This window comes from Brevibacterium sp., assembly GCF_022712115.1.
Classification (GTDB): domain Bacteria; phylum Actinomycetota; class Actinomycetes; order Actinomycetales; family Brevibacteriaceae; genus Brevibacterium; species Brevibacterium salitolerans.
The window spans coordinates 1-15,000 of record NZ_JALAHB010000173.1; the positions used below are offsets into that span (position 1 = coordinate 1).

Below are 15,000 nucleotides of genomic sequence, written 5' to 3' on the forward strand. Positions count from 1 at the left end.
CCCGCACAGGACGGGGGCTCGGGATCCGGCAGCGGTGACTCCGGCTCGGGGTCCGGTTCGGGGTCCGGTTCGGGCTCCGGCAGCGGTTCAGGAAGCGGCTCCGGAAGCGGCTCAGGCTCAGGCTCCGGGAACAACGGAGGCGGCTCCGGGAACGGCGGCGGGGGGTCCGACAACGGGAACACGCAGCCTGATCCGGAACCCAGCGCCCCCGACAACGGTGGGCAAGAGGGCAACGGTAACGGTAACGGTGATTCAGAAGACGACACCGGCAGCGAACAAGACCCCGACCTCGGCAGCGGGGGCGAGTGATGATGCGCCCCACCCGCCCCGGCCTCGGCGCGCCCGGCCCACAGCGGCCCGGCCTGCGCCGCCGCCTCGACCACACTTTCGATTTTCATACGCATTCTGCACACACGAGCGGCACACCGCCGCTCTGGGAGGTCCCCGATGAGTGACATCCGCATGCTGTCCAACCGCTATGAGGTGCGACGCCTCATAGGCCGGGGTGGGATGGCCGAGGTCCACGAGGGCGTCGACACGCGCCTGGGGCGCCGAGTGGCGATCAAGCTGCTCCGTTCGGACCTCGCACGGGACCCCAGCTTCCACATCCGCCTCGAGCGGGAGGCGAAGTCCGCGGCGTCCCTCAACCATCCGGGCATCGTCGCCGTCTACGACTCCGGCGAGGAGAAGTACACGGAGACCGGCGGCAGCGAGATCACCGTCCCCTTCATCGTCATGGAGTACGTGGAGGGGCAGACGCTGCGGCAGGTCCTGGGCGAGCACGGTCCGCTGAGCGTCACCGAGGCCCTCGACGTGGCCGCGGGCGTCCTGGCCCCGCTGGAGTACAGCCACCGGCACGGGATCGTCCACCGCGACATCAAGCCCGCCAACGTCATGCTCACGCCCGAGGGCGACATCAAGGTCATGGACTTCGGGATCGCCCGCGCGCTGGAGGACACCGGCTCGCTCACCCAGACGCAGTCCGTGGTGGGCACGGCGCAGTACCTCTCCCCGGAGCAGGCGCGCGGCGAGGTCGTCGACGCACGCTCCGACCTCTACTCGACCGCGTGCCTGCTCTACGAGCTGCTCACCGGACGCCCGCCGTTCGTGGGCGAGTCGCAGCTCGCGGTGGCCTACCAGCACGTGGGCGAACAGCCTGCTCCCCCGTCCTCCCTGGTGCCCGGCCTGCCCCGCGACGTGGACCGCGTCGTCCTGCACGCCCTCACGAAGGACCGCGACGAGCGCTATCAGGACGCCCACACCTTCCGCGAGGACGCGCTGGCCGCCCGCGACGGCCGCCCGCTCACCCTCGACGGGGACGCTGCGGCGACGCAGGTGATGGGCGCGGCCCCCTGGACCTCCGCGGAGCCCACCGTGGCCTTCCCCGCGGCCCCGCCTCCCACCGGGGCGATGGCGGCGGCACCGGGCCCCCACACGGAGATGCTGGGTCAGATCGAGGAGGGCCAGGACGAGGACAGGAAGAAGTCCAAGACCTGGATCTGGGTGGGCTCCGCCCTCCTGGCGATCGTCCTCGCGGGCCTGGGCCTGTGGATCTATGCCATGAACCGGGAACCGGAGATCGTCACCTTCGAACTCGCGGACGTCACGGACATGGAGGCCAACGAGGCCGAGGCGCAGCTGGAGGGCCTGGGCCTTCACGTGACCCGGGACGAACAGCCGGACGACGAGATCGACGAGGGCAATGTCGTCTCCACGGACCCGGCGGCGGGCACACAGGTGGAGGAGGGCTCCGACGTCACGATGATCGTCTCCACCGGCCCGGATTCCATCGAGGTGCCGGACGTCGAGGGGGACACGGAGTCGCTGGCCCGGCAGACGCTGGGCGACGCCGGCCTGACGGCCGGATCCAACATCGAACAGGACTCGCCGGACATCCCCGGGGGCCAGGTCATGGAGACCAAGCCCGAGGCCGGCACAAGCGTGCCGAAGGGCTCGAACGTGGACCTCGTGCTCTCCTCCGGCCGCGTGGAGGTCCCGGACGTCACCGGCCTCTCCGAGGCCGACGCCTGCTCGCGCCTGGAGAGCGACGACTACCAGCTCTCCTGCAGTGTGGAGAAAGTCGAGACCAATGACGAGACGGCCGGTGAGGTGTTCGAGCAGAACGCGCCGGCGGGCACCAAGGTGGACCAGCACTCGAGCGTCACCATCAAGGTCGCCGAGGAGGAGCCCACGCAGGAGCCCACCTTCGACCCGCCGTTCACCGTGAACCCGCCCAACCCCAGCCCGGACGACGAGGACGACGCGGACAACCAGGGCACCGGCCCCGGTTTCGGCAACGGAAACGGCCACGGGAACGGCAACGGCCGGGGCAACGGGTTCCGTGACAGCGCCGATGCATTCGGCGGTCTGCGGGAGTTCGCCTCACGCCTGTGGGACAGCTCCGCGAGCGCCCTGCGCTAGAACCGGCAGGCGCGCTGAGCTGAGGTGCCCGTCCCCGCGCCGGGAACCGCAGATGCCGAGCGCGAACGGCGCCGAGCGCCCACTGTGCCGCTGACACGGCCCCCGCCCTCCTTCCCGAGGAGGGCGGGGGCCATTCGCGCAGACGATCGGGCCGGGGCTCAGCCGCGGAGGTCCCGGCTCCTCACCGCTCGGCTCCCGCAGAGGGGCCGTTCTGCTCTCCGCCGCTCCGCGCTCCCCCGCTCTGCTCCGGGAAGCGCGGCATCCAGTCGGGATAGTCGGCCGGAACCGTGAGGTCGAACTGCGGCGGGCGCTTCTCCAGGAAGGAGGTGACTCCCTCCGCCGCGTCCGCGCCGCGGCCCAGCTCGTAGATCGCACGGGAATCGAGCCGGTGCGCCTCCCAGGGCGAGGGTGCCGTGAGCATCGACCACAGCAGCTGGCGGCTCACCCCCAGGGACACTGCCGAGGTCCCCTCGGCGATCTCCTGTGCAAGGCCCACGGCCGTGTCCCTCAGCTCGGCGGCCGGGACCACCCGGGAGACCAGGCCCTTCTCCAGCGCCTCCTGTGCGGAGAAGACGCGGCCGGTGTAGATCCAGTCGAGGGCCTGCGAGATGCCCACGATCCGGGGCAGGAACCAGCTGGAGGCGGCCTCGGGCGCGATGCCCCGGCGCGCGAACACGAACCCGAACTTCGCCTCCTCGCTGGCGATCCGGATGTCCGTGGGCAGGGACATGGTGGCCCCCACGCCCACGGCCGCGCCGTTGAAGGCCGTGATGATGGGTTTGCGCATGCTCGCGAAGGTCAGCGCCACACGGCCGCCGCGGTCCCGGTGGATGCCGTCGATCGTCTCACCGTCCGCACGCTCCCCGGCCGTGACCCCTGCGGCCTCGCCGTCCGCGCCGCCGGCCGGTGTCGCATCGCCCCGGGCCTCCAGGTCGAAGGTGTCCGAACCCGCGGAGAGGTCCGCGCCGGGGCAGAAGAAGCGACCGGTGCCGGTGAGCACCACGACGCGCACGGCATCGTCGGAATCGGCACGACGCGCAGTGGCGATGAGCTCCTCGGACATCCGGGGAGTGAAGCCGTTGTTGTTCGTGGGGCTGTCGAGGGTGATGACGGCCACGCGGCCCTCCACCTCGTACCTCAGGGTCTGCAGGACTGGTTCTGCCATGGGGTCCGTCTCTCCTTCGTCAGCGCATCATTGCGGGAACTGCTCTGTCAGCATATGTCCGGGCCGTACCCCGGATTGGACACTGCGAGGCGCAGGCGGGACGCCGTCTTCAGCACCGCCACGATCCCCCGCACCTCCGCATTCTCCGCCGCGGTGTCCGGCAGGGCGCGGATGCGCTCGGCCAGCTCCTCCTCACCGGAGACGCCCAGCGCATGCAGCTGCGCGGCATACCACCGCTCCGCGGCAGGTCCCAGGCGGCGTTCGCGGCGCAGGAGGGCCACGACGTTCTTCGCCACACGGGCCTTGAAGCGGTTGGGCGCGCCCTCGCCGGCGACCAGATCCGCGGCGAGATAGCTCTCCAGTCCCGCGAGAAGCCGGTCCGCCGAGGGCTGGGAGAAGAGGCCGGGGGCGGACCCGGCCTCGGGCACGGGGACCTGTGCGGGGATACCCTCCCGTTCCCCGACGGGCAGGGGCACGACGGAGGGGTAGAGGAGGTCGAGGAGGTCGTACTCCTGCTCGGCCGCGCGCCTGCCGATCGCCAGCAGCTCGAGCTCGTTGTCGTGACCGGGCACGGAGCGCTGCATCTGCCGGAGGCAGCCCACTCCCCACCAGGCGGTGGCGCGCGCCTCCCACCAGAGCAGCTGCTCCGCGGTGGGCCGGGGCCCGCCTGCGGCCTCATAGGCGTCGAGGAGCTCCTCGACATCGCCCATGCCCGCCACGCGCCCGGCCCCGCCGAACCGCCAGGCGCGCATGCACAGGTAGCCCAGGTCCTCGAAGGGATCACCCGTGTGCGCCATCTCCCAGTCGAGGACCGCGACGAGGCCGCCCTCGTCCACCATGAGGTTGCCGAGGCGGAAGTCCCCGTGCACCAGGGTGCGGCGCGGGGCAGGAGGAGGGGTGCTCCGCTGCAGCTCGCGCAGCCCCAGGAGAAGGGCGGGTCGCTGCAGTCCCAGCCGGCCGTAGTCCGTGAGCAGCGTGCCGATGGGATCGTCGAGGCCTGTCAGCCCCAGACCGTCCGGCTCGACACCGGCGATCCGTGCGGCCGCCTCGCCCAGCTGGGCGGGGAGAAACGCCCGCGCCGCCGCGAAGCGGTCGTCGCGCAGGATCCGCCGGGCGATCGTCTCTCCCTCCACGAAGGCGAGCATGAGGAAGGGCGTGCCGAGCACCGCGGGGTCCGCGGAACTGTCCAGCACGGCCGGACAGAGGACGCCCGCAGCATGAGCCGCTGTGAGGACGGCGGCTTCACGCTCATTGCCCGCAGGATCCGGATCGCTCGGATGGTCCCGGCGGAGGACGAACACCGACCACGCGCCCCGGTCCGCTGTGCGCACCCGCCACATCTGCCGGCTCGCGCCGCCGGTGAGCAGCGTCAGTTCGGTGACGGCGGGCGACGCGCAGCCCAGTGCGGCCAGTCTGCGTTCGATCCCGGCCCGGAGGTCCTCATCCACGGGCTTCCCTCAATCGTGCCGGCTCCAGTCCCGGATGTCCCGGCCCGGATCCAGGCCCCGCGCCCCGCCCGGATCCGGGCCCCAGCTGCAGCCCCAGCCCCGGCCTCGGTCCGGCGGCCGTGCCCATGAGCGGGAGGCGCACGCCCATCAGGCCTCCTGCTGCGTGACGTACGCGTCCGTGGTCACGCCCTTGGGCGTGCGCTGACTCATGAAGCCGAACATGTAGCCCGCGATGCGCCGCATCTGGATCTCGTCCGCACCCTCTGTGATCCGGTAGCGCCGGTGATGGCGGTAGATGTGCTCGAACGGCTTCTTCCGGGAGTAGCCCAGGCCGCCGTGCACCTGCATGGCCTGGTCCGCGGCGTCGCACGCCAGACGGTTGCCCTGGTAGTTGGCCATCGAGATCCGGTCAGAGACGGTGAAGGCGCCGTCCTCATCCATGAGCCACGCGGTCTCCCGCACGAACGCCCGCAGCATGGCCGCCCGCGCCTGCAGATCCACGAGGGGGAACTGCACCCCCTGATTCGTCGCCAGCGGCTCGCCGAAGGGCTTGCGCTCCTTCGCGTACCGGACGGACTCGTCGATGCAGTACTGTGCCGCACCGAGGCTGGAAGCCGCCTGCCGGATGCGGTTCTCGTTGAAGAAGTGCTGGACGATCTGCAGGCCGCGTCCGTACTCGCCGAACAGGTCCGCTTCCGGCACGCGCACGTCCGTGAAGCGGACGTGCGCGTGATCGGAGGGCATGTTGAAGGTCCAGGTGTACTCGAGCACCTCCACTCCGGGCGCGTCCATGGGGACCAGGAACGCCGTGATGCCCTCCGCGCTGCCGGGTTCACCGTGCGTGCGGGCGAAGACGATGTCGCGCTCCGCGATGTGCACGCCGGTGTTCCACATCTTCTCCCCGTTGAGCAGCCAGCCGCCCTCCGTCCGGGTGGCGGTGGTCTCCATGTAGGTGGCGTCCGAGCCGTGGTCCGGTTCCGTGACCGCGAAGGAGAAGTGCGCGTCCCCGGAGGCCACCTTCTCCTTCCACTGCGCGATCTGCGCCTCGGAGCCGTAGTTGGTCAGCAGCATGAGGCCCACGTTGTTGCCCACGATGCAGTGCTCGTTCTGCAGATCGCAGTGCAGACCCAGCCCCTGGGAGGCGAAGTGATCGCGGATGACGGCCATCTCCAGATTGCCCAGGCCGCGCCCGCCCAGGTGCGCCGGCAGCTGCGCCCGGTAGTGGCCCGCCCGGTCCGCCCTCCGGCGCGCCTCCGCCAGCAGCGCCTCCCACTCCGCGGAGGGGATCCCGCCGCGATCCCAGTCCGTCCGGGCGAACTCGCGGCGGTGGTCGAAGAAGCGGGCGTTGTCGTCCTGCCTCTCCAGCGGACGGATCTCCTCCTCGATGAACGCATCGAGCTCACGGAGGTAGCTCTGCAGGCCGGCGGGTATGCGGAAATCCATGATGCGCCTCTCTGGTGGGGCCCCTTCGCCCAGGTGCAGTGGCTGTCGAACACTGACCGGCTCATCGACGTGCGTACGCATGGCACCCGCGCCACGAGCGCAGGAGAATGATCGATCGATCAGCGGTGGTGGCTGCGACGCTACCCGCTCGCCCACAGGACTGCAAGGGAGTGCGGGGGCGCCGGCGAGCCCTCACGTCGCGCGGCTGCCGCCGGGTCTCCTCAGCTGCCGGCGGAGACCAGCGGCGTGCGGCCTCGGGCGGCCTCCACGGCCTGCGGCATGCCCGCGGCGGCGAGGAAGTTGCCCACCATGAGGTAGCCGTCCTCCGTGAGCACGGACTCGGGGTGGAACTGGACACCGGCCAGCGGGGCGGTGCGGTGCTGGATGCCCATGACGATGCCCTCCGGCGTCTGCGCGGTCACCTCGAAGACGTCCGCGTCGATCGTCTCGTCCACGATCGCGAGCGAGTGGTAGCGGGTAGCGGTGAGCGGATTGCGGCAGCCGGCGAACACGCTGGTGCCGTGGTGCTCCACGACGGAGGTCTTGCCGTGCATGAGCTGCGGGGAGTGTCCCACCGTCGCGCCGAACACCTCGCCGAGCGCCTGATGGCCCAGACACACGCCGAACAGCGGCGTGGACGTGCGCGCGGCCTCGCGGATGAGCTCCGGGCAGACGCCGGACTCCGCGGGCACGCCCGGCCCGGGTGAGAGCAGGACGCCGTCGTGCTCGGCCAGCAGCGCACACGCCCGTGCGGCGTCGACGGCGTCGTTGCGGATGACCGTCGTCTCCGCCCCCAGCTCGCGCAGATAGCCCACGAGCGTGTAGACGAAGCTGTCGTAGTTGTCGATCACGAGGATCCGCGCCGCGCGGCCGTCCGTCGTCACCTCTGCGTCCATCGGCTCAGCCCTCTCCGTGCCTGTCGTCATCCGCCCTCCTCGACCGTCGCGTCGTTGAACGGCATGTACGGTGCGATCTCCGGGAACACGTACTCCATGAGGAGGTACACGGCGCCTGCGATCAGCAGGAGAGCCAGGATGAGCTTGACGAACCAGGGGCCGGGCAGCAGTCGCCAGATGAGTCCGTACATCACGCATCGCCTCCGACCTTCTCATAGGCGTCGAAGTCCCGGATGGACTCCGGCGCCCCGTCCGCCGCGGGCTGCCAGTCCGTGAGCTCCGAGTACGCCACGTAGCGCTCCCGCGCGGAGAACATGGGGTTGCAGGCGGTGAGCGTCATGATGCGGTCCTTGCCCTTGTACTCCGGCATCGCCGGAACCGCGGAGAGGACCTCCGTGGCGTCCGGCAGGACGATCTCGAAGTTGCGGAAGGTGTAGGTGTAGAAGCCCTCCGCCGTCTGGATGACGATCTCGTCGCCCGGCCGCAGCTGATGGATCTGGTTGAGCGGCTTGCCGTAGGTGACGCGGTGCCCGGCCATCGAGAAGTTCCCGACCTCGCCCGGCATCGCGGAGGTGGGGTAGCGGCCCATGCCCATCCGGTTGAGGACGGGCTCCAGGGACACGCCCTCCGCGATGGTGCGGTAGTAGTCCTGGCCGAACCTCGGCACGTACATGATGCCGAACGCCGAGTTCTCCTCCACCGGCTCCCCCACGACGGGGGTGTCCGGGTCGTCCGGGAGCTCGTTGGCCGGATTGTCGCGCCACTCCGTGATGAGCTGGTCCGCGAGCACCTCATTGTCCTTGTTGGCCGCGATGTCCGTCCACCACAGCTGCCACACGACGAAGAGGATGAGCACGAGCCCAGCGGTGATGCACAGCTCTCCGAAGGTCCGCACCGTCGCGCGCACAGGCCCCAGCGGCTGGTACTCCTTCTTGCGGTTCCGATCAGTGCGGTGCGGGCGACCGCCCGAGGCCGCGCGCCCGCGGGGAGGTTCCGCTCCGCCCGCACCGGAGCCGCCCTGCGCAGCCGCGGAGTGCGCCGTGGGCCCGGTCGCGCCCTCCGCCGAGGCCGCGAACACGGACTGCGCATCAGTCCGGAGACCCGCGCCTCCGGTCTGGGCGGGGTCCTGCACGGGCATGCCCTGTCCCCGCTGACCGAACGTCTGCTGCGCCGGGGCCTGCACGGGAATCTGCTGAGTGGGCTGGCCGGCGGTGAACCGCGGATCCGCCGCAGGCGAGGCCGGACGGGGCGAGCCCACTCCCTGCGCACCGGGCGCAGCACCGCTGGGGGCGGCGCGTCTGATGACGGGACGTCCCGCACCTCCTGAACCCGCAGGGGCGGCTCCGGGCACCCCTGAACCCCCGGCGCCTCCCGGCCATGCCGGAGGAGGGGGCGCGGAAGGGCTCGCCGGAGCCTGAGGACCCTGCTGTCCGTCAGGGTGCGGCTGTCCGGAAGGGTGCAGCCCCTGGGCGCGCGCGGCCGCCTCAGCGCGCTCGCGCTCTCTGCGCTCGCGCCTGGACATCGGCTGGTCCACTCATCCACCTCCGGTGCACGCCAAGCGGCGGCCTGTCTCCTGCGACCGGCGTCACGGGCTCTGCACCGGCTGACTCCGCACAATGATAAACGCACGCACACGCGGCGAAGGTCGCCTCAGCCTGAACAGACGCTGGGCATGGAAGCGGGCGACCGGCCTCCCGCGGGCCCGGCCGCCGGGATTCCCACCGCCTTCGCACGAGCCCCTCACCGCACGATGACGGTGCGACCGCCCTCGGACGCTAGACTGTCGTCGTTCACCAGCTTCAGCCCAGCAGCGCGGAAGGCCGCAAGGCCCGCCGCCCAAGGAGAGACGTGGCCAAGTCGAACCGCACCAACCGGGTCCGCCGGACGCAGCGCACCACCGCCGCTCCGTCGTCCGCTCCTCGTGAGGACGAGCTCGTCACCGACGACGAGAGCACACCCGCGGCCGCCGTCCGCGCAGAGGACGCCTCCGCCGAGGAGACCCCTGAGGGCGCCGCCGCTGGGACGGACGCCGCGGACACGACCGCCGGCGCCCTCGGCGAGTCCGATTCCGGCTCCGCGGATTCGGATCCCGCGTCGGACTCCACCGGTTCTCACGCGCAGGCCTCCGAGGAGGACACCGAGGCGGGCGCCGCATCGGCGACGAAGAGCTCCGGAACCAAGGCGAAGGCCGCCGAGGCCGGATCGGGGAAGAAATCCGGCAGGGCGGAGACCGGCAGGAAGGCCGCCCGGTCCGGCAACCCCGCGAAGCGCCAGGCGGCGCGCTCCTCCTCCCGCAAGACCTCCGCCTACACCTCGACGCCGGGCGCGCAGACCATCAAGCCCAACGGCCGCTGGTTCCTGCCCACCCTCCTCGCGCTCCTGCTGGTGGGGCTGGCATGGCTCGTCGTCTTCTACATCTCCGGCGCGCAGTACCCCGTCGCCGCCTGGGGGAACTGGAACCTGGGCGTGGGCTTCGCCTTCCTCGTGGTGGGCCTCATGATGTCCACCCGATGGCGCTGACCTCCGTCCCGATGCCATCGTCCACCCGGCCCTGACATGGCGGGGCCCTCGAACTTCCGGCTCCTCGCGGACCGGCCCCTCCCGCTCCGGCTCCTCTCCCTCTACGGCGGTCTCGCCCTCTTCGGCTTCTCCGGCGGCCTCGTCATCGAGTCGCGCCTGGGCAACTTCCCCTGGGACGTGCTGCACGAAGGAGTCGCGCTCCAGCTCGCGGACGCCGGATGGCCCGTCTCGATCGGCGCCATCGCGGTCGCGGTGTCCTTCCTGCTGCTGCTCGTGTGGATCCCCATGCGCCAGCGCCCCGGCCTCGGCACGATCTCGAACGCCCTGCTCGTGGGCGTCTTCATGGACCTCACCATGGCGGTGGTGCCGGACCTCGAATCCCTCTGGCTGCGGATTCCGGCTCTCGTCGCGGGAATCGTCCTCAACGGCATCGCCACGGTGCTGTACATCATCCCCAACTTCGGCCCCGGCCCCCGTGACGGCCTCATGACCGGGCTGGTGCAGGTCACCGGCCGGCCGGTCTGGGTGGTGCGGCTGGGCATCGAGATCCTCGTCCTCGCAGTGGGCTGGCTGCTGGGCGGCACCTTCGGCCTGGGGACCCTCGCCTACGCCGTGGGGATCGGCTACGTCACGCAGCTCTTCCTGGGACTCGCGGAGAAGCTCCTCGGCCGCCCGGATCCGCTCACCGGCGCCGCAGACTGAGCCGCAGCCCGGCCTCCCCCGCGATGAATGGCCACATCCGCGGGCGGCGCGCAAGCACCTACGGGCCGCCCACCTGTTCACAAAAGCCGCACGCCAGTGGAAACCCGCCTCCCCACGTCCACACACACCCGCGAATACTGCGTGAGACCCCACACTACGACAATCGTTACACCTCTCTCACCTGCGTAAACACACATGTGTAGTCTTATCCACCGCTGTGCATAACCCTGTGGAGAAAGATCTGTGGAAAACCTGTCACGCGGCCGGGCGCGCCGGATTTCCGCCGCGCGAGGACGGCGGGGGTGCACCATCCACAGTCAGTCCGGAAGGTGATCGGATCGACAGGAGAGCTCGTTTTCCGATTGCGAGAGAGCGGAGGAGACACCGCACGTCTGCGGCGGCGCGCCGCCGGGAGGGCAGGCGGAGGTTCGCAGGCCTGAGGAGAGGTCAGCCGAGCATCGCGGCAGCACGCAGATGCGGCCAGCAGGCGAGGAGGAGGGTGCCCGCGACGATCAGGGAGGCGGGCCAGAACCACAGACTCGCGACGCCGGCATGGGCACCGGCTCCGCCGCGGACACGGCCATCCGTCCCGGCATCCGCGTGAGCGGCGGCCGCGGCGGTCCTGCGCGGGCGCGGCAGCAGCGCCGCACACCCCAGGGCGAAGCCCACGACGAGGCCGCCCAGATGCGATTCCCAGGAGACCCCGGGAGTGACGAACGAGAACACGAGGTTGAGCACCAGGAAGGCGAGCGCGCCGCCCAGGTTCCGGTCCAGCCTGCGTGTGGGCGTGAGCACCACGCCCAGCAGGCCGAACAGCGCACCGGACGCTCCCACGTGAAGGGTGACCCACGAAGGGTCGAAAGGGGAGGCCAGCAGCAGGACGGCGGCGGAGCCGCCCAGCGCGGAGAGCGCGTAGACGACCAGAAACCGCCACGGGCCCAGTGCGCGCTCCAGGAAGCTCCCGAACACGAGGACGCCCACCATGTTGAACAGCAGGTGGAGAGGCGAGGGAGAGTCGTGCACGAGCACCACGGTGAGTGCCCGCCACGGTTCGGAGACGGAGACCGCCGGTGCGAAGCCCAGCCATGAGGCGAGCGGCACGCCGGGGATGAGCCCCACGAGCCAGCAGGCCACCGTCACGACGACGATGGCCTGCGTGGTCCGGGCACCGACCCAGCGACCGGGGCGCACGGTGCGCCGCGCTCCCGGCGCGGGGAAGCGCCCGGAACCAGCAGGGTCCTCAGGATCGCGACGATCCTGAGGACCCTGAGGGTCAGGCGGAGGGAGGGTCACGCCTCGACGATCTCCACGGACTCCATGACGATGGGCTCTGCCGGACGGTCCATGGGACCGGTCTTCACGGCCTCGATCTCGTCGACGACCTTGCGGGAGTCCTCGTCCACGACCTCGCCGAAGATGGTGTGCTTGCCGTTGAGCCACGGCGTGGGGACGGTGGAGATGAAGAACTGCGAACCGTTGGTGCCGTGCGGGCCGCGCTTGCCAGCATTGGCCATGGCGAGCAGGTAGGGGCGGTCGAACTGCAGCTCCGGGTGGATCTCGTCGTCGAAGGCGTAGCCGGGGCCGCCGGTGCCGGTGCCCTGGGGGCAGCCGCCCTGGATCATGAAGTCCTTGATGATGCGGTGGAAGCCCACCCCGTCGTAGAAGGGCTCCGTGATCGTCACGGTCTTCCCGGACTCGTTGTCCGTCGCCGTGTGGTCGCCCTTGGCGAGCCCGGTGAAGTTGGCGACGGTCTTGGGCGCGTGGTGCCCGAAGAGCTCGACGACGATGTCGCCCTTGTTGGTGTGCAGGATGGCCTTGCCAGTTGAAACGGTCATGGCCTCATTGTTCCACGGCCCACCGACGCACGCCCAGTTCAGAGGACACTCAGCAGAACGGGTGCCGCGTCCGCCCGGCCTACCCCATAGGATGGGGGACACGGCAGTCTCCGGGCCTGCCCCGGGTGCACACAACCGAGATCTTCGGAGGGTGACATGTTCAAGAAGAGGTCCAAGCCCCAGTCCGCCGGCTTCATCGACGAGGTCGGCGAGAAGCTGCATCTCGTGGGGGATGCGGTGCGCGAAGGCTCTGCCCATGCGCTGGAGGCCTCCGGCCCCTATCTGGAGCGCGCCAACGAATGGGTGGGAGAGGCCAGCGAGGCGGCCGCCCCCCGCCTCCGCGATGCCAGTGCACGTCTGTCCCAGGTCGCAGAGTCCGTCCGCCCGCAGGTCGAGGGTGCCCTGGACGAGGTCCGGGAGCGCTTCGCGGAGGGCCGGTCCAAGCTCGAGGAGGGCTTCCGCACGCAGGTTGCTCCCGCACTGGAGTCCGGCACCGCAGAGGCCAGGGTCCGTGCACGCGCCGCCGCAGAGCGCGCAGGCGACTCCGTCTCCAAGGCCGCGGGCCTGCTGGCCGCCGCGGAGACGTCCAAGGGCTTCGACGACGCCGTCACCCGGCTCACCGGTGACAAGAAGGCCGTGAAGAAGGCACGCAAGGCGCTGAAGAAGGCAGGCAAGGACGTGAAGGCCAGGACCTCGAGCAGCAACGGCAAGTCCGGCGGCAAGTGGTTCTGGATCATCCTGGGACTCGCCGGTCTGGGCGGCATCGTGTTCTACGCCGTGCGCCGTCTCGCGCCCGTCGAGGACCCCTGGTCGACCCCGCTGCAGGGCAACCGCCCGGCGGATGCACGCCCCGTGGGCTCCACGCCGCGCTCCGAACAGGCGGGCCCGGTGGCCTCGGTGACCTCCGAGGTCCCCGCCCCGGAAGAGGCCGCCGTCGAGGACGACGAGGATCCGGAGGGCACCGAGGGCGCCGGTACGGACAGGTGAGCACCTGCTCGCGGCCGTGAGTCCACGCGCCGCGGGCCCGTCGCAGGCGTGAGCGCACTGCAGGCGTGAGCCGAGGCGGGTCCGTCCCCATGGAGGGCGGGCCCGCCTCCCGCATACCCGGTGCCGATACGGCGAGCCCGCTGACGAAGGAGGCCGTACGGATCAGGAGACCCTGCGATCCGGATCGGAAGACCGTGCAGAAGGGAAGCGACCATGGCCGGGGAGACCTACAGGAGCGTCGACTACCACACGGGCGGCGAGCCCTTCCGCATCGTCACGGAGCTCCCGTTCGCACTCGAGGGCGCGGACGTAGCGGAGAAGCGGATCCGGGCGATGGCGTCCGCGGAGGTGGAGCGGGTCCGGCGGCTCCTGTGCCACGAGCCGCGCGGGCATGCGGACATGTACGGCGGCTTCGTCGTGGAGCCGAACGACGCGGGCGCCCACCTCGGCGTCCTGTTCTGGCACAAGGACGGGTTCTCCACCGCCTGCGGCCACGGCACCATCGCACTGGGCACCTGGGCGGTGGAGAGCGGCCTGGTGGCACCGGATCCCAGCGGGGTGACGGACGTCGTCATCGACGTGCCCTCCGGCAGGGTCACGGCACGTGTCCGCACGGATGCGCAGGCGCAGGTCACCGGCGTGGATTTCATCAACGTCCCCAGCTACGTCCTCGCCGTCGACGTGCCCGTGCGGACCTCGCGAGGAGAGCTGCGGGTGGACATCGCCTTCGGCGGTGCGATCTACGCGCAGCTCGACGCCGCGACCGCCGGCCTGACGGTGACACCGGGCGCGGTCGAGGAGATCATCGCGCTGGGACGGGAGATCAAGTGGCGCCTCGCTGACACGGAGTTCGCCCGCCACCCCTTCGACGACCGCCTCAGCGGGATCTACGGCACGATCGTCTTCGAGCGTCTGCCCGAGGCGGAGGCCGGGCCCGGCGCACGCGCGCTCCGGCAGCGCAATGCCACCGTCTTCGCCGACGGGGAGCTCGACCGCTCGCCCTGCGGATCCGGGACCTGTGCGCGGGTGGCGACACTGACCTCGGCCGGAGAGCTGGGGGACGGCCAGGAGCTGCACCATGAGTCCGTCGTCGGCTCGCCGTTCACCGCAGTCGCGCTCGAACGCACGCTGGTGGAGGGCATCCCCACCTCCCAGGCGGTCATTCCGCAGGTGACCGGCACGGCCCACCGCACCGGGGAGCACACGTTCGTCGTCGATCCGCGCGACGAGCTGGTCCCCGGCTTCGTCCTGCGCTGAGCGGTGACGCTCCGGCGAAGCCCGGAGGTGGGCCGGAGCACGTGCACAGAGTGCGCCGAACTGCCACTGGAGGAAGCTCTGGTGGGAATGCGCACCCCGGCCCTCACCCGAGCTCCTCCGTGCGCAGCCAGATGAGCGCGGCGTGCAGCGAGGTGCGTGACTCCGCATCCTCGAGCGAGACGCCCAGCCGCTCCTCCAGACGGCGGACGCGGGCGTAGACCGCCGGGCGGCTCAGATGCAGGGCCTCGGCGACCGCGGTCTTGTTCCCGCCCTCCTGCAGCAGCACCTCGAGGAACCGCAGCGCCTCGGGATCGCCGCCCTCCCCC

At 70.9% G+C, this 15,000-nt stretch carries 14 protein-coding genes; 5 read left to right on the forward strand and 9 right to left on the reverse strand.

What is annotated here, in order from left to right; translation table 11 throughout:
* Window positions 1–447 precede the first annotated feature (447 nt).
* Window positions 448–2,421: a Stk1 family PASTA domain-containing Ser/Thr kinase gene (gene pknB / locus Q0A33_RS09815; protein WP_291795661.1), complete on the forward strand. Its 1,974-nt coding sequence runs from the start codon at window positions 448–450 to the stop codon at window positions 2,419–2,421.
* A gap of 181 nt (window positions 2,422–2,602) precedes the next feature.
* On the opposite strand, the gene Q0A33_RS09820 is transcribed toward pknB, so the two are convergent.
* The 6 genes from Q0A33_RS09820 to Q0A33_RS09845 all read right to left on the reverse strand — a co-directional run bounded on the left by Q0A33_RS09820 (window position 2,603) and on the right by Q0A33_RS09845 (window position 8,511).
* Window positions 2,603–3,586 carry an enoyl-CoA hydratase-related protein gene (locus Q0A33_RS09820; RefSeq protein ID WP_291795664.1) on the reverse strand — a complete coding sequence of 328 codons (984 nt, stop codon included), beginning with the start codon at window positions 3,584–3,586 and terminating at the stop codon, window positions 2,603–2,605.
* 47 nt (window positions 3,587–3,633) lie between these two features.
* The gene (locus tag Q0A33_RS09825) at window positions 3,634–5,034 is read right to left on the reverse strand and encodes a phosphotransferase family protein (RefSeq protein WP_291795669.1); all 1,401 of its coding nucleotides are present in this window, start codon (window positions 5,032–5,034) and stop codon (window positions 3,634–3,636) included.
* A gap of 147 nt (window positions 5,035–5,181) precedes the next feature.
* A complete protein-coding gene (locus Q0A33_RS09830) occupies window positions 5,182–6,477 on the reverse strand; it encodes an acyl-CoA dehydrogenase family protein (RefSeq protein ID WP_291795671.1) in 1,296 nt (431 codons plus the stop codon).
* A gap of 221 nt (window positions 6,478–6,698) precedes the next feature.
* Window positions 6,699–7,373, reverse strand: a complete 675-nt coding sequence (locus tag Q0A33_RS09835; protein ID WP_291795699.1) for an aminodeoxychorismate/anthranilate synthase component II — start codon at window positions 7,371–7,373, stop codon at window positions 6,699–6,701.
* Window positions 7,374–7,399: 26 nt separating this feature from the next.
* A complete protein-coding gene (locus Q0A33_RS09840; protein ID WP_291795702.1) occupies window positions 7,400–7,567 on the reverse strand; it encodes a hypothetical protein in 168 nt (55 codons plus the stop codon).
* Window positions 7,564–8,511, reverse strand: coding sequence for a class E sortase (locus Q0A33_RS09845; RefSeq protein ID WP_291795674.1), 948 nt, complete (start codon window positions 8,509–8,511; stop codon window positions 7,564–7,566). The genes Q0A33_RS09840 and Q0A33_RS09845 overlap by 4 nt, the downstream gene beginning before the upstream one ends.
* A gap of 710 nt (window positions 8,512–9,221) precedes the next feature.
* Here Q0A33_RS09845 and Q0A33_RS09850 point away from each other — a divergent pair.
* The gene (locus Q0A33_RS09850) at window positions 9,222–9,893 is read left to right on the forward strand and encodes a cell division protein CrgA (protein WP_291795678.1); all 672 of its coding nucleotides are present in this window, start codon (window positions 9,222–9,224) and stop codon (window positions 9,891–9,893) included.
* Window positions 9,894–9,929: 36 nt separating this feature from the next.
* Complete coding sequence (locus Q0A33_RS09855; protein ID WP_291795681.1) at window positions 9,930–10,595, forward strand: hypothetical protein; 666 nt, start codon at window positions 9,930–9,932, stop codon at window positions 10,593–10,595.
* Window positions 10,596–11,042: 447 nt separating this feature from the next.
* Here Q0A33_RS09855 and Q0A33_RS09860 read toward each other — a convergent pair whose 3' ends face one another.
* Both Q0A33_RS09860 and Q0A33_RS09865 read right to left on the reverse strand, forming a co-directional pair.
* Window positions 11,043–11,786: a rhomboid family intramembrane serine protease gene (locus tag Q0A33_RS09860; RefSeq protein ID WP_291795684.1), complete on the reverse strand. Its 744-nt coding sequence runs from the start codon at window positions 11,784–11,786 to the stop codon at window positions 11,043–11,045.
* Window positions 11,787–11,884: 98 nt separating this feature from the next.
* Complete coding sequence (locus tag Q0A33_RS09865; RefSeq protein ID WP_291795687.1) at window positions 11,885–12,430, reverse strand: peptidylprolyl isomerase; 546 nt, start codon at window positions 12,428–12,430, stop codon at window positions 11,885–11,887.
* 156 nt (window positions 12,431–12,586) lie between these two features.
* On the opposite strand from Q0A33_RS09865, the gene Q0A33_RS09870 reads away from it, so the two are divergent.
* The gene (locus Q0A33_RS09870) at window positions 12,587–13,417 is read left to right on the forward strand and encodes a hypothetical protein (RefSeq protein ID WP_291795690.1); all 831 of its coding nucleotides are present in this window, start codon (window positions 12,587–12,589) and stop codon (window positions 13,415–13,417) included.
* Between the two features lie 213 nt (window positions 13,418–13,630).
* Window positions 13,631–14,674 carry a proline racemase family protein gene (locus Q0A33_RS09875; protein WP_291795693.1) on the forward strand — a complete coding sequence of 348 codons (1,044 nt, stop codon included), beginning with the start codon at window positions 13,631–13,633 and terminating at the stop codon, window positions 14,672–14,674.
* A gap of 103 nt (window positions 14,675–14,777) precedes the next feature.
* On the opposite strand, the gene Q0A33_RS09880 is transcribed toward Q0A33_RS09875, so the two are convergent.
* Window positions 14,778–15,000, reverse strand: a 223-nt coding sequence (locus Q0A33_RS09880) for a helix-turn-helix domain-containing protein (RefSeq protein WP_291795696.1), incomplete at its 5' end; no start/stop codon positions are given.

Coding starts and splice junctions, on each gene's coding strand:
- Q0A33_RS09865 (WP_291795687.1), bottom strand. CDS start 12,430: ATGACCGTTTCAACTGGCAAGGCCATCCTGCACACCAACAAGGGCGAC.
- Q0A33_RS09870 (WP_291795690.1), top strand. CDS start 12,587: ATGTTCAAGAAGAGGTCCAAGCCCCAGTCCGCCGGCTTCATCGACGAG.
- pknB (WP_291795661.1), top strand. CDS start 448: ATGAGTGACATCCGCATGCTGTCCAACCGCTATGAGGTGCGACGCCTC.
- Q0A33_RS09830 (WP_291795671.1), bottom strand. CDS start 6,477: ATGGATTTCCGCATACCCGCCGGCCTGCAGAGCTACCTCCGTGAGCTC.
- Q0A33_RS09820 (WP_291795664.1), bottom strand. CDS start 3,586: ATGGCAGAACCAGTCCTGCAGACCCTGAGGTACGAGGTGGAGGGCCGC.
- Q0A33_RS09835 (WP_291795699.1), bottom strand. CDS start 7,373: ATGGACGCAGAGGTGACGACGGACGGCCGCGCGGCGCGGATCCTCGTG.
- Q0A33_RS09845 (WP_291795674.1), bottom strand. CDS start 8,511: ATGCCCGTGCAGGACCCCGCCCAGACCGGAGGCGCGGGTCTCCGGACT.
- Q0A33_RS09875 (WP_291795693.1), top strand. CDS start 13,631: ATGGCCGGGGAGACCTACAGGAGCGTCGACTACCACACGGGCGGCGAG.
- Q0A33_RS09855 (WP_291795681.1), top strand. CDS start 9,930: ATGGCGGGGCCCTCGAACTTCCGGCTCCTCGCGGACCGGCCCCTCCCG.